Genomic DNA, 17,284 nt, shown 5'->3' on the forward strand with positions numbered 1-17,284 from the left:
AATGTTTTTTGCTTTTTCAAGTGGCCTGTAGAAGGGCTTTGAATGTAGAAGAAACTCAATTTGAAAAAGAGGAAGGGGGATGAAAATGATGAAGAATATTAAAGTGCTACTTTTTTTGTTAATGGCATTCTTGTTAGTTGGTTGCAACGATAATACGGAGAAACCCGAAGGCTCTGAAAAACCCGAAAGTTCGGATGAGGAGACGAAGTCAGAAATACGCGTAGCTCTAGGTGGACAGCCATCATCACTTGATCCAGCTGTAACTCCAGGTGCTCCGACAAAGTATACGGCTCGTCATATTTTCGAGTCCCTACTTACAGTAAACTCAGAATACCAACCAGTTCCAATGTTGGCGGAGTCATTTGAAATTAGTGAGGATGGAAAAACCTATTCATTTATTTTACGCGAAAAGGTTAAATTTCATAATGGAAATGAAATGAAGTCCGAGGACGTTGTTGCTTCTATGAATCGTTGGATAGAGCTATCTCCGGTAGCAAAGTCAGTATTTGGAGATTCAAAGTTTGAGAGTGAAGGCGATTATAAAGTTTTCATTCAACTTGAAACAATCTCTTCTGAAGCATTAGATGTATTGGCAACTCCTAAACAGTTTGCGGGAATTATGCCAAAAGAAATATCTGATGCGGCAGGACCTGAAGGGGCTAAAGAATATATCGGTACTGGACCCTTTAAATTTGTAGAATGGAAACAAGATCAATATATTCATTTTACTAAGTTTGACGATTATCAAGGATTAGAAGAAGAAGCAAGTGGATTAAGTGGGAAAAAAGAGGCACTCGTAACAGATTTGTATTTTGATATTGTTGCAGATCCATCTATTCACTTGGCAGGACTTCAAACGGAGATATACGATGTTTCACTTTCTTTGCCACAAGATAGTTACGAACAGGTGAAGGCAAACTCGGATATGAAAACGTACTTGAGTTTATATGGGAATTTAGCTTTGGTTTATAATAAAGCGGAAGGTCTATTTACAGATGTAAATATGCGTAAAGCTGTTAATGCAGCAATTGATTCTGAAGAAGCAATGCTTGGTGCCTTAGCCAATAAAGATTTATTTGAGCTTAATCATGGTTATATGAACAAGTTCCAGAAGAATTGGTACAGTGAATCTGGGAAGGAATCTTATAATCTTGCAGATACTGAAAAAGCAAAAGAATATTTAAAAAAAGCAGGGTACAACGGTGAAGAAGTTACTCTTATGACAACAAGAGATTATGAATATATGTATAAAACAGCAGTGGTAACGAAAGAACAACTTGAGAAGGCGGGAATAAACGTCACATTGGCAGTGTATGATTGGCCAACGTTGTTAGAGAAAGAGAATGACGCTGGATCTTGGGACATGCTCACGATTGGTTTTTCTACTGTTACAACACCATCTCAAATACTTTATTTAACAAATAATCAGCACGGATATACAGACGATAAGAAAATCGCTGAATTATTGAAAGATATTGCGGTTTCTACTTCAGTTGAGGAGTCTCAGAAACTATTTAGCGATATACAAGAATACGGTTGGAATGAATATCTACCTGTCACAGACTACGGATTCTACTACGATTTCTTTGGATCAACGAGTAAAGTTGAAGGAATGACTACATTTGAGGGTCCTGTATTATGGAATACAAAAGTGTTGAAATAAGTTGAACCTTTGGAGGGATAGTACTTGAAATATACATTGATTGAGAATGGAACATTAATAGACGGTAATGGGGGAGAACCCATTGAAAATGCTGCTATACTACTGAAAAACAATCGAATTGAAGCAATTGGAAAGCAAGGTCAGTTAACGCTTCCAGAAGAGGGACAAATTACTAAGGTGGATGCCAAAGGAGGTTTTATTCTTCCAGGGCTGATTGATACACATGTTCATTTGACTTTTCAATTAACTGACATACAGGAGAAAACACAGACACCGTTCTCCATGCGTTTTTATCAAGCCATTGAGTATATGAAGTCAACCATTAATGCTGGTATTACCTCGGTGCGAGATGCGGGCGGTGCGGATGCTGGATTAAAACAGGCTGTGGAATCTGGACTTGTCGACGGGCCTCGAATGCAAATTTCAATTGATGCACTTACGACTACGGGCGGGCACGGAGATTCTTGGACATTATCTGGAATCGATTTATCAAATCCTGAATACCCAGGGTCGCCAAGCGGGCTTTGTGATGGACCGGAAGAGGTTCGTAAAAAGGTAAGGGAAATGTTGCGAGCAGGAGCAGATATTATAAAAGTACATGCCACTGGCGGTGTTCTAAGCCCGACAGATCATCCGGAATATACACAATATTCGCCAGAGGAATTAGCGATTATTGTACAGGAAGCTGCTTTTCATATGAATAAAAAGGTAATGGCTCATGCTCAAGGTTCGGAAGGAATTAAAAATGCCATCCGCTCTGGAATACATTCCATTGAACACGGGATTTACTTGGACGATGAAACAATTGAACTTATGCTAAAGCACGGAACATATCTAGTTCCTACATTACTTGCTCCGATAGGTGTGTTGGAGTCAGCTGCTGAAAAAGGAAATATGCCGGAATATGCAGTTAAAAAAGCAATGTCAGTAGTAGAGTTCCATAAAGAAAGTATTGCAAAAGCCTATAAAGCTGGAGTGAAAATAGCGATGGGTACGGACGCGGGTTGTTTCCCACACGGTATCAATCTACGCGAATTGAACCTACTATGCGAAATTGGTATGACACCAATGGAAGCCATTATCTCCGCTACGAAAACGGCGGCTGAATGTATGGGTTGGGAAGATAAAATTGGGACAATAGAAGAGGGTAAACTTGCAGATATCATTATCGTTAACGGCAATCCATTGGATAATATTAAAGTACTCGAGAACAATGATAATATTGTCAATGTAATAATGGATGGAGTAGTCGTGAAAAGTATACGATAAATTGTACAAACTATATTCCATGTCTAGCCCAATGTGAAGTTGTGCTAGAAACGGCTTTTTTCCGAATAGTGGAAGAAAGTCGTTTTTATTTGCGGAAGATTTGGTTTGCTTGCACTCCGCTGTCGTTTGCTCGCACTCCGCTGCCGTTTGCTTGCACTCGGCCGTCATTTGGTTGCATTCGCGGGCTATTTGCTTGCACTCCACCAGTATTTGCTTGCAAGTAAGGACTTTCGATCCACACTTCCGTCGACACATCACAGAACAATCGATCGGCGCCAAGTTAAAGGGAGACTGTTGTCGATTATGGAATGGATATAGGCTAGAATGGTTTAAAGAACATTAGGGGGATGGATGATGAGGAACGAAGATATGTTGTTAATACCTGGCCCAACGCCTGTCGTGGATTCGATTTATGATGCATTGGCATCGGAAACACGGAGTCATACAGACCCGAGATTTGTGGAAGTTTATAAACGTGCAATTGATCAGACGAAAGAGATGTTTCAGACCGATGGGGAAGTATTTGTAATAGCTGGTTCTGGAACGCTTGTAATGGAAATGGCGCTCGTCAATACTGTTGCGGCTGGCGAACGAATCTTAGTCATTAGTCACGGATACTTCGGAGATTGATTCATTAAACTTGGAGAAGCTTTTGGCATTGAAGTAGATGTACTTCAGTCGGAGTGGGGAAAACGAGTAAATGTAGAAGATGTTGAAAATAAATTGTCAGAAAAGAGCTATAAGGCGGTTACGATAACACACGGAGATACGTCAACGGGTGTTGTAGCGGACTTAGATGCTCTCGTTCCAGTTATTAAGAAACACGGTGCGCTTGTAATACTAGACGGAGTCGTTGCAACGGCAGCGATTGAGGAAGATATGAGTAAATGCTTTGGTCATCCGGATTATAAAATCGACATCGTGTTAACAGGATCTCAAAAGGCGATAGGCGTTCCACCGGGCCTTGCGGTTGTTGCGTTCAATCAGTCAGCACTCGAAGTTCGGAAACAACTGGGTCGCATTCCGGCCTATTATACAGATATTAACAATTGGATTCCGATTATGAATGATCCTTCCAAATACTTTGCAACGCCTCCGGTGAATTTGATTTACGCTTATGCGGAAGGTATGAGACTTGTTTTAGAAGAAGGTCTTGAAAACCGTTATATTCGACACTCTGCATATGGTAAGGCAGTTCGAGCGAGTCTTGCAGAATACGGCATGAAAGCTCTTGCGGATGAAGGAGTTGCAGCTTCAACTTTAAGCTGTATTCTATATCCTGAAGGGGTAGATGACGCAGCATTCCGTGGAGCACTTGCGGAAAAAGGAGTAATTCTAGCGGGTTCACTTGCACATTTAGCGGGTAAAGCATTCCGAATTGGTCATATGGGAAATACAACGGAACAAATGCTGGAAAAAGCCATTGAATTGATTGGCCAAACACTAAATGAAATGGGTCATAAAGCAAATACGGAAAGAGCGGTAGAGCTTTTCAAAGAGGCCATGTACGCGAATGTCTAAATAACTTGGAAAGCTCCCCTAGCATAAATGAGCAGGGGAGCTTTTTATATATAATGAATAAAAAAAAAGCAACACAGCTATTCAAAAGAATAACCAAGTTGCTTCTATATTAATAATAAACTTCTGTACTTAAATAGTTAATGGCAACTTTTAAATTGCCGTTTGCTTTACGAAGGGAATCAATTACGGTTTTATCAATAACGCCTGGCTTGTTTTGTACAACATATTCCAGTTGAATCATTGTTCCTTGGTTCGATGTTTGAATCGACCGAAGAGCGTGGAACGTCAAGTGTTCACTGAGAATTTTATCAAATGTTGTTTCATCGTGTAAGTTTTCAGGAACGGTAAGTGTCAAACGTTTTTTGACAGGACCCGCTTTTCCAAAATCCACTGCATATAAGAAATATATAATGGCTACAAGAGAAACTGTAAATAAAATTGCGAGTATGTAGTAACAAGTTTAAGGATTTATCCTCGAAGTGATTATGGACAAAGTCGGATCTATCAATATCAGATAAATGAGTACCTCCACTTCAATCGTTCTTTGATAAGTAGACGGGGCATGGCTTTTAATTAGCCTGTTATTATTATTGCAATACTTTATAATGGAAGTAATACTTTAAGTAGGATAGGGGATGGACGGTTGAGCAGAAATAGTTTACGGCTATTTTTTTTAATAGCCACTCTAGTAGGTTGCCAGACACAAAATACTGAATCCGTCGAAGTTCCAACTGATTTTACTGAACGAGAAAACGTACCTAGCATTTCACAAATAGACTCTCATTCAACAACAATTTCGATTGGAATGATTGGTGATATTCTTCTTCATCATCCTTTGTATACGTATGAAAATTATGATTTTGCTTTTTCGGAAGTTAAGGAGATGTTGACAAGTATCGATTTTCTTCTTGCCAATCAAGAATCGATGCCCGGGGGTACTGAGCTTGGATTGTCAGGCTTTCCGAGGTTTAATAGTCCAAAACATATTATCAGAGATTTAAAAGCGAATGGGGTAGACATGCTGTCTATTGCGAATAACCATACGATTGACCGGAATGAAAAGGGAGTTATGAATTCGATTCGAAATATGGGCGAATACGAAATGCCTTATGTCGGTGCGTATACATCTATTGAAGATCAAGATGAAGACCGAATCGTTGAAGTCGACGGTGTTCGATTGGGAATTCTTGCGTATACGTATGGTACAAATGGAATTCCTGTGCCCCAAGGAAAAGAGTATTTAGTGTCGCTTATTGATCGAGAGCGGATGGACAAAGAAATCACACATCTTAAACAGCTTGTCGATGTGCTTGTTGTTTCATTGCATTGGGGAAATGAATACCAACTTGAACCGACCAAAGAACAAATGGATCTTGCTCAGTTTGTATCGGAAAAAGGGGCAGACGTACTTTTTGGACATCATCCCCATGTTCTACAAAAACACGATACGATTGACCATACAGAGGTTTTTTATTCGCTTGGTAATTTCTATTCTGCGCAGCAATTCGATTCAACAAATATCGGCGGAATTGCGCGAGTGACTGCCGCGAAAACAGTATTTGGAGGACAATCGATTACTGTTGTTGATAATCCTGTTTTCTTTCCCACAGCAGTAACGAAAGACGCACAAAATCGATACCACGTTATACCACTAAAAGATGCAGGTTCAAATGCCATCTATGATGAAAAATGGGCGATTGAACATCTTAACTTACCAACTTTGTAAAAAAGCTGTTTTAATATTATTTATATTACTACTCAATCTATGTTGCTCTGAAGTATCCTTTAGAAGTCGTGTAAGGATGCTGACTGCCAAATAGGCGTTCCTCCTCAGAAAGCTGTATTCACTTCTCGCGATAGCGAGAAGTGTTGCTTTAACGAGCTCCCAAAGTGGTTTATAGAAACTAGAAGAACCACTTAGTTTAAATTCATGATTTCCGAAAATCAGAGTATCGTTTGTTATATTCGCCATTTTTGCATTTCTTACAATGTTGTTTTGAATCTTAGTTGCAAGAACTTTACTTTCAGCGCCGTTTGGATTGGGGGATGTATGGAACCATACCTCGGCTCCTTTGGAGGAAGCTGTAACGGGAACTTCGGGGAGCATCAGTCTCTGGCTCGGGTTCAACCACTTATGGCATGCTCTAGCACAGCGGGAAATTTCAGGACCAAAGATATGGGGAAGAGAGTAGACTTTGACGGTAAAGCTACCGTGGATATAAGCTCTTTGATTGTTGTAGCCATTCATCTAACGTACCCAATACCTCAGCGATATCTCCGGTACTTAGTTTATCGATGATTGTATTACTGCTGGCAGATGGTGTAGAACGAATATTTAAAGTAGATCTTTCTCTATTTACTTTTGTAAAAGAAGTAAAAAGTGTTTGCTCAGGATATTTTACGGGTAAAGATACTTATCACTATTTACACGTACTACAAACAGAGAAATTTGACTTCGGTTTAATAAGTGTTTAATAAGAAACGAGTGAAATAAATAGGATTAATAAAGTTGTATATTTGATTGTTTTAATTGTATTCATCTTAAAGATACTAAGTCCATTACTTACCGACTATCATTCTACAAGTGTAAATGACAAAATAAAAAATTGGAATCTCCTAAAAGGAGACTCCAATTTTCAAACTATCAAAGATTTACAATACGATTAATGAATGCTTTGAGTTGTCCAGCTGAGACATATTCTTCTACACCAAATCTGCCGTCTGCATAACCTACTGTAATGCCGTTGTGATATAGAATATCGATGTATTCTTTAGCCCAATGACTTTCAGATACATCAGCAAATGAAATATCTGAACGACCTTCAAGTCCGAAAGCTTCAACAAGAACTATAGCAAGTTCTGCACGCGTTAAGTTATCCTGGGGTTTAAATGAACCCTCGCTACCTGTAAATATTCCAGCTTCAGAAACTGCTGCGATTGCTGCAATTTGTGGATGATCCTCTGAAACATCGTTAAATGCTATTTGGATGTTCGTTGCTTTTAAATCAAGTACCTCTGCAATTGTAAGAGCAATGTCTGCACGAGTCGGTTTCGCAGGTTGCACAACTACTTCAGCTTTTGGTTTAGTAACTGTTGCTACATCTGTTTTAGTAGGAGTTGGAACTGGCGTTGTAAAGTTTTGTACACGACGTGCTCCGACGTATTTACTTCCCCAGTAATAAGGATCATATATTGATGAAATCATAACACCTTTACTTGTTGATGCATGAATGAAGTTGCTTGCACCTATGTAAATTCCAACATGTGAAACACCTTTTCCACTAGTATTGAAGAATACTAAGTCGCCAGTTTGTAAGTTGCTTTTAGAAACCGGAGTTCCTGTTGCGTACTGAGAACGTGTATCACGTGGAACTGAATATCCGTTGTCCTTAAATACGCGTTGGACGTATGCGGAACAATCGAAACCAGCAGTTGTTGTACCTCCGAGTTTATAAGGTGTACCCTTATAATTATTCGCAGAACTAATTAAAGATGTGACTGTACTTGCGGATGCCCCAGTAGGTACTGCTGTTGATATTATTAAACTTGCAATAATTAAATAGAAGAAACGTTTCATATTTATCCCATATTCCCCTTTCGCACGGCTACGTATTTTTTATAGTCAGTGTGCTATATCTGAAACTAGCTTAACATAGACAACCTTGTGTTTAGATTACAGTTATATTACAAGTAGGTTACAAAACGCGTATTATTGTTACTATTTGTAATAGAATGACCGCAAGGTAGACGGAAAACCCGTTCATCCTAGCGGTCATTTGTGTTTACTAGGTCTCTAAACTTAGCATTACTTGTAGTAGAAAAAGGATTTAAGCGATGGGGCACTTGAGTTGTCTTATAAAAATTAATAGATTGTTAGAAAACGTTTTGTAAAGGGTGTCGAAATGAAAATAAATAGAGTGAAGACTAGTTCAACACATATGCTATGGAATTTGTCGTAATATATCTAACTTCTTAATATAGAAGCAAGTCTAAATGAGGAGAAATATTCAGTCGGTTCATTTTGAAGAACACAAATCATAAGTTGGAATTGCAAAATGGATTTTTGCTGCGGATATTGGTGGTTATCGTGTGCAGATTATTATAAAACCACTTGATCCTATATCTATTTAAACGGAAAAAAATTTGTGATAAGAATGTGGAAGAGCATTCATAATGCTCACCAATTATGCGAAATGGAAATGGAACTTATCGATTATCAAATAATGCGTTCGATAATAAAACAGGCTCGCCAACCCTCGAATTACTTGAGGGTGGGGAGCCTGTTTTATTTTGATTTTTGATTGCTAAACCTCGCAACGTTTTCGTGAAACTTCGCAACACTCCGGAAAAACCTCTCAACGTTTCCACAAAACTTCGCAACACGCCAACAAAATACCTACCAAACCACTACTCACTCAATCCATCAAACTCTTCACGTGCTTCTTTAACAATATTTTTCAATTTGGATTCTGGAACATCTTTTAAATAGTAGGCAACGGCTGCTTTTCCGATTGCATACGTTCCGCCACTTGCGATGCTGGCACTAATTGCGGATCCCGCGCCCGGCAATACTAAGTTTACGAATTTACTACCTTGTTGTGCAATCATTCGAAGGGTAAATCCAGTCGCTCCGATTCCACCGATCGATATGAGCAGTTCACGTGCTGTTTTGAATTCCAAATCCCGGCCAGATAAATAGGCAACGATCATCAAAAGTATCGTCTGGAGAGCTAATAGGACTGCGATGTCGGTCGCAATAATTGGGCTGAGTGCAACGGTAGCTGCAACCGCTGAAAACACTTTAATAAAGCGATTTGCAATTTTCTCAGCAACTTTATTGAGCCGAATCGTCATTCCTAGGTGGATTGCTGCTCTCACGTCGATACTGCTTTCCAAAAAATCGAGCAGTTCCTCGATTCCGTAGCGTCCGTCAAAATCCATCGTTTGTTTCATCTCTGGATTGTCGGACGTTCCGCTCCATTCAATATAGGAAGAAACGGGAATAATTGCAGAGTACTTTAAATCGTATTCATTGAAAATCCGCATCAATTGAGCTTTCTTTTCACGAATCAATTCCTTTTTTTCGGTAGGATAATTTGCTGGTTTTTTTTCACGTGAAGGATGCAATTCGTCAATATGCGTAATGATTCCTACAAGAGGAAGTTCGACATTGGCTTTTTTTATGATCCGTTTTGTAATTTCAATGTCTTTATCAATATGTGCGCGCTCCGTTGCCTTTTGTAGAAATAACAAGGCGTCTGGATTAAAATCGCGAATGACTTCTAGCAAATCTTCTTCAGCTTTTACTTTAAACGTTTCAGACTCCCCAATTCCACGTGTGTCGATGACTTCAAAATACACTTGTCCATCGGATTCGTATGTGAAGCGACGCGCTTCCTTCGTTCCAATTTCAACATCGCTAACTTCCGCTAAATAATGCCCACTCATGGCATTAATGAAGCTGCTTTTTCCAACACCCGTCCGACCGACAAGGACAAAGCGAGGGGGTCTTGGGTTCTTCAGACCTTCCAATAACAGCTTAAGCTCATCATCGTTCATCACGACATCCATTAATTTTTTCTGCTGTTTTTTTGAAATCAAGTTGCCAGGGATTTTTTCAAACAAATCCTCAATAAAGTTATTTAAATTACCCAGATGGTTCATTCGTTTTTGCATTTCATCAAACGTTGTACTCATAAAAACACACTCCTTTAAAAAGCTTCTTTCTCTACTCTATACCCATTATCCAAAAAAATACTAAGTTAAAGAATTAATATATAAAAATATTATTGACTAATGCAATTCCTTTGTATATTCTGAATGAAGACATAATTGTATACCGTCGACGAAGTGCCGGGGGGTGTTAACAATCAAGCCAATAGTGCGGAAACGTGAAACTTTGAAATCACAAGTGTATGAGTATTTAAAAGAAGCCATTATTTATGGGAAGATCGAACCTGGAGATCGTTTAATTGAAGAGAAAATTTCATCGGAATTAAATGTGAGTCGCAGTCCAATTCGAGAAGCAGTTCGAATGTTGGAGAAAGACGGCTTGCTTTCAGTAAATAAGTCAGGTGGGGTTACTGTTGTAAAACCTACGATTGAGGATTATAGAAGTCTTTTTGAATGTCGAGTTGAAATCGAACCGTTAGCTGCTTATTACGCTGCACAACGGCGTTCACCTAAGATGTTGGAAGAGATTGAATCGTGCTTTATCCAAGCGCATCGAACTTCTGACGAAATGACACTAAGGAGAATCAATGACGCCAATCATCGTTTTCACGAATCAATAGTAGAAGCAACAGGCAATCCATTTCTAATATCGATGATTATCCAATTGCGTGGGGTGAGTAGTTTTTATAGAAAGGCAATTCTTGAAGGCGATCCAATGCACACAGAAAATGCGTTTCTGGACCATCAGAAAATATACCAAGCGATTGTTCACCAAGATGCAGATGGAGCAAAACATCTTATGAGAGAACATGTGAAAAGAGATTATAAGGTGTTTATGGAATTGTTTGCGAAGAAGTAGGAGGAGTTTGTTTTGGCGAATAAAAAGCCATTGGATGGAATTAGGATACTGGAATTAGGAAACATTGTAGCCGCACCATTCGCTGGAAAAATCTTTTCAGAATTTGGAGCAGAAGTAATTAAAGTTGAAGAGCCGACAAAAGGAGATCCCTTACGAAACTGGCGAGTTATGGATAAAGAAACATCCGTATGGTGGTATGTTCAAGGAAGAAATAAAAAGTCGGTTACTGTAAACCTGAGAGAAAAAGAAGGCCAAGACATCGTTCGAAAGCTTGTCAAAAAAGTGGATGTTGTACTAGAGAATTTTAAGCCCGGGACATTAGAAAAATGGGGACTTGGTTTTGAGGAATTGCAAAAAATTAACCCTTCCATTATTCTAACGCGTATTTCGGGTTACGGACAAACGGGTCCTTATAAAGAGAAACCGGGTTTTGGAAGTGTTGCAGAAGCGATTGGCGGTTTGCGATATTTAACAGGTTATCCCGATCGCCCACCCGTACGTGTAGGGATTGCTCTAGGGGATATGGTTGCGGGCCTTTATGCGGTCATTGGAACGCTAATGTCGTTACGAGCTCGTGATGAAGATCCAGAGAAGATTGGTCAAGTTGTCGATGTAGCGCTCTATGAATCTGTTTTTAGTTTACTTGAGGGAATTCTTCCGGAATACGATTTAAAAGGTGAAGTTCGAGAGCGAACAGGTAGCACATTACCTGGCATTGCACCTTCAAACACCTATTTATGTAAAGACGGAAAACATGTTGTCATCGGAGGAAACGGTGATCGTATATTTGAACGCCTCATGAAGGCAATGGGGAAAGAAGATATTGCTTTTAATCCGATATATGGAACAAACCAAGGACGGGCAGATCATGTTGAGTTTCTAGATGCAACGATTGAGGAATGGACAAAACTTCATACTTTAAAAGAAGTGCAACAAAAATTAGATGATGTATCTGTTCCGGTAGGTCCGATTTACGGCATTGAAGACATAGTGGAAGATGAACATTACATCGCTCGTGATATGTTGCAAAAAGTAACATTACCGAGTGGTGAAGAAATGTTGGTTCCCGGAATCGTCCCGAAATTATCAAGGACACCTGGAGACATTATGTGGAGTGGGCCTAAACTGGGCGAGCATAACGAAGAAATATATACGGAATTTATGGATTTTTCTTTCGAAGACTTTGTGAAATTGAAAGAAAAGGGAGTGATTTAAATGTCAGATGTCGTAATAATAGACGTCAGTCCGCGTGATGGACTTCAAAATGAACCCGTTTTAGTATCTACAGAGAATAAGATAAAACTTGTTGAATTGTTGGTTGAATCAGGCATCACTAAGATAGAAGCAACATCGTTTGTTCATCCGAAAAAAGTACCTCAAATGGCAGATGCATCAGACGTCTTAGACGGTGTAAAACATTTGCCCACTTTGGATGCAATTGCGCTCGTTCCAAATACAAAAGGGTTTGAACGAGCCAGGCTTCATAACTTGTCTGAAGTAAACTGGGTAAGTTCAGCGACGGAAACATTTAACGAAAAAAATATTGGCATGACAATCGATGAAAGCATTTCACAGTTTTCCAGCTTTGTTGGGCAAGCAAAAAAAGACGGTATCAAGACATGTTTCTCGATCGCCGTAAGCTTTGGTTGTCCATATGAAGGGGATGTTTCAGAAGAACAAGTTCTGAGTGTTCTAAGAAGGGCGATTGAAGCTGGGGCCGATCGTATCAGCATTGCAGATACAATCGGCATAGCAACACCGGATCACGTCGAACGATTGATGAAGAAGGTGTTGCAAGAAGCAGGAGATATCCCGGTAGCAATTCATCTCCATGATACGCGTGGGCTTGGTTCAGCTAATGCTTATGCGGCTTATGGTGTAGGTGTGAAAATCTTTGAAGTAGCCGCTAGCGGTATCGGCGGATGTCCTTTTGCACCAGGAGCTGCGGGGAATTTGGCAACTGAAGATCTGGTCTACTTATTTGAACGCATGAATATTCGTACAGGCATTGATTTTGAAAAGCTATTAGATGCAGCTGATTTTGCTGCAAGCCTATCATCGAAAAATCCGTTAGGAAGAATACGGCACGTAGAACGAAAACAAAAACAATAAGAGGAGATGGCAAAATGAAAAAGTGGCTAACAGGAATCGTGTTTATGATTATGGCAATGATGGTCTTGACAGCATGTGGTGGAGACAAAGCGGAAGAAACAGAAACACCTGAAAAAACAGATGGTGCAGCGGATCCAGTAGTTGAGGCTGAAAGCGATGAATACGAAGAATCGACAATTCGACTTGCATACAACCTTCCACAAGATCACCATATTTCGATTGGAATTGAAAAGTTCGCAGAAGATGTTAAAGAAAAATCAGGCGGAAAGATTGATATGCAAGTATTTCCAGCAGGTCAACTTTTAAGTGATAAAGATATGAACCAATCTCTATTATCAGGTGGAGTTGAGATGGGTGTAAACTCATCAACACTTTGGTCTTCTACAGTTCCTGCTATGGGAATCTTCGATGTTCCTTACGTATTTAACGACTATTCAGCTGTAGGTGAAGCAGTAGGCGGAGAATTCGGTGATAAATTACGCAGTGCAATGGCAGATAAAGGCGCTGAAGTATTAATGTTTGCGGACTATGGTTTTGTACAATTCGCAAATAACAAACTTGAACTTAAATCACCAGCAGATTTCAAAGGTTTGAAAATCAGAAGTATCGGTGACCTTCCTTCTGAATTAATTAAAGCATACGGCGCATCACCTGTATTCATGGGTGGCGGAGAAGTATATATGGCTCTTCAAAGAGATACAGTTGATGGTGCTACATCTGGAACAACTGCAATGCTTCAACGTAAATATGATGAAGTAACTAAGTATTTGACTATCAATAATTATGCATACCTTGAGTTCCTTTTAACTGTAAACAAAGACTTCTGGGATAAACTACCTGAAAAGTCACAAGCATTGATTTCAGAAACAGCAGCAGAAGCGGAAGTATGGATTCGTTCACAAGCTGAAAAAGAAGATGTCGATTCAGCTAAGGCTTTAGAAGAAGCAGGCATGCAAGTGTATTATGTACCAGAAGACGAGTTAGCTGTATGGAAAGAGGCGGCTGAACCTGTTCGCGGAATCTTCGTTGATAATGCGGGTGAACTTGGTAAAGAATTGCTTGATATGGTAGACGGAAACTAAGTTTAGTTGGGTATCAAAGGAGGTGAGTCCGCTAATGAAAAAGGTATACGCCATGTTAGATAGGCTCATTCGGTTGGGAGCGTATATTGCTGGGATTTTGATAATTATTACGACAGCAATGGTGTTTTATGAGGTCATTTCAAGATCATTTTTCCATAAGCCTACAACATGGGCTACAGAGTTGTCGATCTATGCGGTAATCTGGAGTTGTTTTTTAGGCAGTGCTTATGCAGTGCGGACCTATTCTCATATAACAGTAGATTTATTAATAAATAATGTAAACGATCGTATGAAAACAGTACTGGCATACATTTCAAATGCCCTTGGTCTAGTATTCAGCATCATCTTCACGTTGTATGGTTATTTACATGTGATGAAGACTTTTGGTTTAGAAGTGACGTCTTCGTCACTTCTACGTGTTCCAATGTACATTCCAGAGATGGCTATTCCAATCGGTGGAGCTCTCTTATGTATCGCATTTACAATGCAAATTATTGATGGCGGCATTCATAAAGGAGGAGAGAATTTATGAACATCTTCTTTGTCGGAGGTATGGGGACTCTCCTTTTACTTGGCCTGCCTGTAGCGTTTACTCTTGGATTACTCGCTATTCTTGGGATGTTTTTCTTTAATGGCGGTACATTCGCCTTTATGCAAGTACCAATTATTGCGTATAAATCTTTGGATGATTTCTCACTAACGGCTCTACCAATGTACGTGTTAATGAGTCAAGTACTTCTTGTGAGTGGAGTAGGGAAAGACCTCTATGAAATGGCGAGCAGATGGTTCCGTCATTTACCGGGTGGACTTGCAATTGCGACACTCTTCTGTTGTACAATATTCTCAGCAATCTCAGGGTCCAGTGTTGCTACAGCTGTAACTGTTGGTTCAGTTGCGCTTCCTGAAATGGTGAAGCGCGGCTATGCAAAACGACATGTTCTTGGATTGTTAGCAGCTGGTGGAACGCTTGGTATTTTAATTCCACCAAGTATTCCAATGATTATTTATGGTTCTGTAACAGGAGAATCCGTAGGGAAACTCTTTATAGCAGGGATTATTCCAGGTGCGATTTTGACGATATCCTTTATGATTTTCTCGGCTTATCAGACACGACATATTAAAGATATACCCGCTACGTGGAAAGAGAGATTTGATGCATCGAAAACAGCTATTTGGGGTTTAATTCTTCCCGTTATCGTTATCGGAGGTATTTACACTGGTATTTTCACGCCAACAGAAGCAGCTGCAGTCGGTGTTGTTCTAGCTTTCGCAATTTCGGCTTTGGTGTATCGAAATTTAAATATGGTAAACATCAAAAAGATCATATTAGCTACAGTCAAAACGAATACAATGATTCTATTCATTATCGTTGGTGCAATGCTCTTAGGATTCATTTTAACCATTTTAAGAATCCCACAGACAATTGTGAGTGCAGCTACTTCACAGGACATTTCACCTTGGATCATTTTCATTTTAATAAACATCGCTTTATTAATACTTGGAATGTTCCTTGAAACTGTTTCTATTCTCGTAATTTCATTACCAATATTGTATCCGATTATTATTGCACTCGGATTCGATCCGATTTGGTTTGCAATCATCTTAATCATTAATATGGAATTGGCGCTTATTTCACCACCTGTGGGACTGAATCTCTTTGTCTTAAAAGGGCTGGATCGGTCGAATACGATCAATGAAATTGTAAAAGGTGTAATCCCGTATGCTATTATAATGGTTGTATTTATGGTTGTTTTATCATTCTTCCCAGAAATTGCAACAATACTGATTGATAAAGTGGATTGAGTATAAGAAAGAAGCCTTTGTATTTCTAGCTTAGAGATTCAAAGGTTTCGTTTTGTACTTAATAATGAAATGAAGTATATATAGGACGAGCAATTCATACAATGGGAAATTGGTGGATGCTTTGAAAGATTAGTAACTTTATTGCGAAAAGATAAAATAGTACTACCTAAGTTATGAGTATAATGATATAATCAGTATTCAACATGAAAAGAGCAACATGTAAAAGTTGCTTCGAAGAGTTTGGAAGCGGTTTCAACGTACAATAAAAAAGGGGGATTCAATTTTGAAAAACAGAAAATTAGGTGGATTGTTAATTTTAGTAATGGGTTTAATGCTTATTTTAGCAGCGTGTGGGGGCGGAAAGAAAAACGTAGCAATAGGACCACCAGCAAGTGAAACAAATAACGTTTCAAAATTAATTTTAAAAGCTTATGATATCGGAGACGACGACTACAAAGCATTCCAAGAAGGATTTGGAGATGCAGCAGATGGCGTACAAGATGGTAATATCGACGTTTCAATTGGTATTCTAGGATTACCAGCAGGAAGCATTGAGAGTTTACAAGCTTCTGCAGGAGACGTGAAAATGCTTAGCCTTTCAGATGAAGCGATTAAGTATATCGAAGAAAACTCAGGTTATAAGCGCTTAACAATTCCGAAAGATACGTATGATTTCATGACGGAAGATGTAGAAACAGTAACAGCTTACGCGATTTTGGTTGGTAATACAGATACAATCGATGACCAACTTGGTTATGAGTTAGCGAAGAGTATGGTTGAAAATGCGAGTGAAAACACACATGCTCAAGCAAAACAAATGACACTTGAAAATGCTTTACGTGGTTTAGAGGGTCTTAAGATTCACCCTGGTGCAAAACGTTATTATGAAGAAATGGGCTTAACAGTAGATGCTGAAGTTGCAGATTTAACAGCAGATGAAGGAAGCCGTAAATCAGAATTTATTCTTGGAACAGGTAGTCAAGGTGGAACGTACTATCCACTTGGTGGAGAAATGGCGTCACTTTGGAATAAATATATCGATGGAGTTAACGTAACAAACACTGAAACTGGTGCTTCAGTTGAAAACCTTGCTTCAATTCGTGATGGACTTATGGACGTTGGAATGACTGTACACGTTCCTGCACTACTTGCACAGAATGGTGAAGGAGAGTTTGCCGGAAGCGAAGTACCAAACGCAGCGTTTATCGGACATATCTATCCTGAAGTTGTTCAAATCGTGACACGTGAAAAGACAAAAATCAATACTTTTGGTGATCTGAAATAATATGAACTATCGTTTAC

17 protein-coding genes are annotated in these 17,284 nt (G+C 39.3%); 12 read left to right on the plus strand and 5 right to left on the minus strand.

Annotated elements, in window-relative coordinates; all coding sequences use genetic code 11:
• Nucleotides 1-85 precede the first annotated feature (85 nt).
• Nucleotides 86-1,663 (plus strand): ABC transporter substrate-binding protein, encoded by a 1,578-nt coding sequence (locus tag ACFSFY_RS01765; RefSeq protein ID WP_381535457.1) that lies wholly within the window; start codon nucleotides 86-88, stop codon nucleotides 1,661-1,663.
• A gap of 24 nt (nucleotides 1,664-1,687) precedes the next feature.
• On the plus strand, nucleotides 1,688-2,932 hold the full coding sequence (locus ACFSFY_RS01770; RefSeq protein WP_381535458.1) for a metal-dependent hydrolase family protein: 1,245 nt from the start codon (nucleotides 1,688-1,690) through the stop codon (nucleotides 2,930-2,932).
• Between the two features lie 85 nt (nucleotides 2,933-3,017).
• On the opposite strand, the gene ACFSFY_RS01775 is transcribed toward ACFSFY_RS01770, so the two are convergent.
• Complete coding sequence (locus ACFSFY_RS01775; RefSeq protein WP_381535459.1) at nucleotides 3,018-3,173, minus strand: hypothetical protein; 156 nt, start codon at nucleotides 3,171-3,173, stop codon at nucleotides 3,018-3,020.
• 113 nt (nucleotides 3,174-3,286) lie between these two features.
• Between ACFSFY_RS01775 and ACFSFY_RS01780 the strand changes: the two genes are divergently transcribed.
• The gene (locus ACFSFY_RS01780; RefSeq protein ID WP_381535460.1) at nucleotides 3,287-3,562 is read left to right on the plus strand and encodes a pyridoxal-phosphate-dependent aminotransferase family protein; all 276 of its coding nucleotides are present in this window, start codon (nucleotides 3,287-3,289) and stop codon (nucleotides 3,560-3,562) included.
• A gap of 3 nt (nucleotides 3,563-3,565) precedes the next feature.
• Nucleotides 3,566-4,453 (plus strand): pyridoxal-phosphate-dependent aminotransferase family protein, encoded by an 888-nt coding sequence (locus ACFSFY_RS01785; RefSeq protein WP_381535576.1) that lies wholly within the window; start codon nucleotides 3,566-3,568, stop codon nucleotides 4,451-4,453.
• 109 nt (nucleotides 4,454-4,562) lie between these two features.
• On the opposite strand, the gene ACFSFY_RS01790 is transcribed toward ACFSFY_RS01785, so the two are convergent.
• On the minus strand, nucleotides 4,563-4,844 hold the full coding sequence (locus ACFSFY_RS01790; RefSeq protein WP_381535461.1) for a hypothetical protein: 282 nt from the start codon (nucleotides 4,842-4,844) through the stop codon (nucleotides 4,563-4,565).
• 252 nt (nucleotides 4,845-5,096) lie between these two features.
• Here ACFSFY_RS01790 and ACFSFY_RS01795 point away from each other — a divergent pair, with 252 nt between their 5' ends.
• Entirely contained in the window at nucleotides 5,097-6,179 is a 1,083-nt protein-coding gene (locus tag ACFSFY_RS01795) for a CapA family protein (RefSeq protein WP_381535462.1), read from the plus strand.
• Here the strand turns inward: ACFSFY_RS01795 and ACFSFY_RS01800 are convergent.
• The 3 genes from ACFSFY_RS01800 to ACFSFY_RS01810 form a co-directional block, all read right to left on the minus strand.
• Complete coding sequence (locus ACFSFY_RS01800; protein WP_381535463.1) at nucleotides 6,165-6,701, minus strand: hypothetical protein; 537 nt, start codon at nucleotides 6,699-6,701, stop codon at nucleotides 6,165-6,167. The genes ACFSFY_RS01795 and ACFSFY_RS01800 overlap by 15 nt on opposite strands.
• 396 nt (nucleotides 6,702-7,097) lie before the next feature.
• Nucleotides 7,098-8,030: a C40 family peptidase gene (locus ACFSFY_RS01805; protein ID WP_381535464.1), complete on the minus strand. Its 933-nt coding sequence runs from the start codon at nucleotides 8,028-8,030 to the stop codon at nucleotides 7,098-7,100.
• 830 nt (nucleotides 8,031-8,860) lie between these two features.
• A complete protein-coding gene (locus ACFSFY_RS01810) occupies nucleotides 8,861-10,150 on the minus strand; it encodes a GTPase family protein (RefSeq protein ID WP_381535465.1) in 1,290 nt (429 codons plus the stop codon).
• A 163-nt stretch (nucleotides 10,151-10,313) separates the two neighbouring features.
• Here ACFSFY_RS01810 and ACFSFY_RS01815 point away from each other — a divergent pair, with 163 nt between their 5' ends.
• The 7 genes from ACFSFY_RS01815 to ACFSFY_RS01845 all read left to right on the plus strand — a co-directional run bounded on the left by ACFSFY_RS01815 (nucleotide 10,314) and on the right by ACFSFY_RS01845 (nucleotide 17,267).
• Nucleotides 10,314-10,985: a GntR family transcriptional regulator gene (locus ACFSFY_RS01815; RefSeq protein WP_381535466.1), complete on the plus strand. Its 672-nt coding sequence runs from the start codon at nucleotides 10,314-10,316 to the stop codon at nucleotides 10,983-10,985.
• A gap of 12 nt (nucleotides 10,986-10,997) precedes the next feature.
• Complete coding sequence (locus ACFSFY_RS01820; protein ID WP_381535467.1) at nucleotides 10,998-12,200, plus strand: CaiB/BaiF CoA transferase family protein; 1,203 nt, start codon at nucleotides 10,998-11,000, stop codon at nucleotides 12,198-12,200.
• Complete coding sequence (locus ACFSFY_RS01825; RefSeq protein ID WP_381535468.1) at nucleotides 12,201-13,097, plus strand: hydroxymethylglutaryl-CoA lyase; 897 nt, start codon at nucleotides 12,201-12,203, stop codon at nucleotides 13,095-13,097.
• A gap of 14 nt (nucleotides 13,098-13,111) precedes the next feature.
• Nucleotides 13,112-14,179, plus strand: a complete 1,068-nt coding sequence (locus ACFSFY_RS01830; protein WP_381535469.1) for a TRAP transporter substrate-binding protein — start codon at nucleotides 13,112-13,114, stop codon at nucleotides 14,177-14,179.
• Between the two features lie 34 nt (nucleotides 14,180-14,213).
• On the plus strand, nucleotides 14,214-14,711 hold the full coding sequence (locus tag ACFSFY_RS01835) for a TRAP transporter small permease (RefSeq protein WP_381535470.1): 498 nt from the start codon (nucleotides 14,214-14,216) through the stop codon (nucleotides 14,709-14,711).
• Nucleotides 14,708-15,982, plus strand: a complete 1,275-nt coding sequence (locus ACFSFY_RS01840) for a TRAP transporter large permease (RefSeq protein ID WP_381535471.1) — start codon at nucleotides 14,708-14,710, stop codon at nucleotides 15,980-15,982. Before ACFSFY_RS01835 ends, ACFSFY_RS01840 begins: the two co-directional genes overlap by 4 nt.
• A gap of 283 nt (nucleotides 15,983-16,265) precedes the next feature.
• Entirely contained in the window at nucleotides 16,266-17,267 is a 1,002-nt protein-coding gene (locus ACFSFY_RS01845) for a TAXI family TRAP transporter solute-binding subunit (RefSeq protein WP_381535472.1), read from the plus strand.
• Nucleotides 17,268-17,284: the final 17 nt, after the last annotated feature.

This window comes from Sporosarcina siberiensis, assembly GCF_042681925.1.
Taxonomy (GTDB): domain Bacteria; phylum Bacillota; class Bacilli; order Bacillales_A; family Planococcaceae; genus Sporosarcina; species Sporosarcina siberiensis.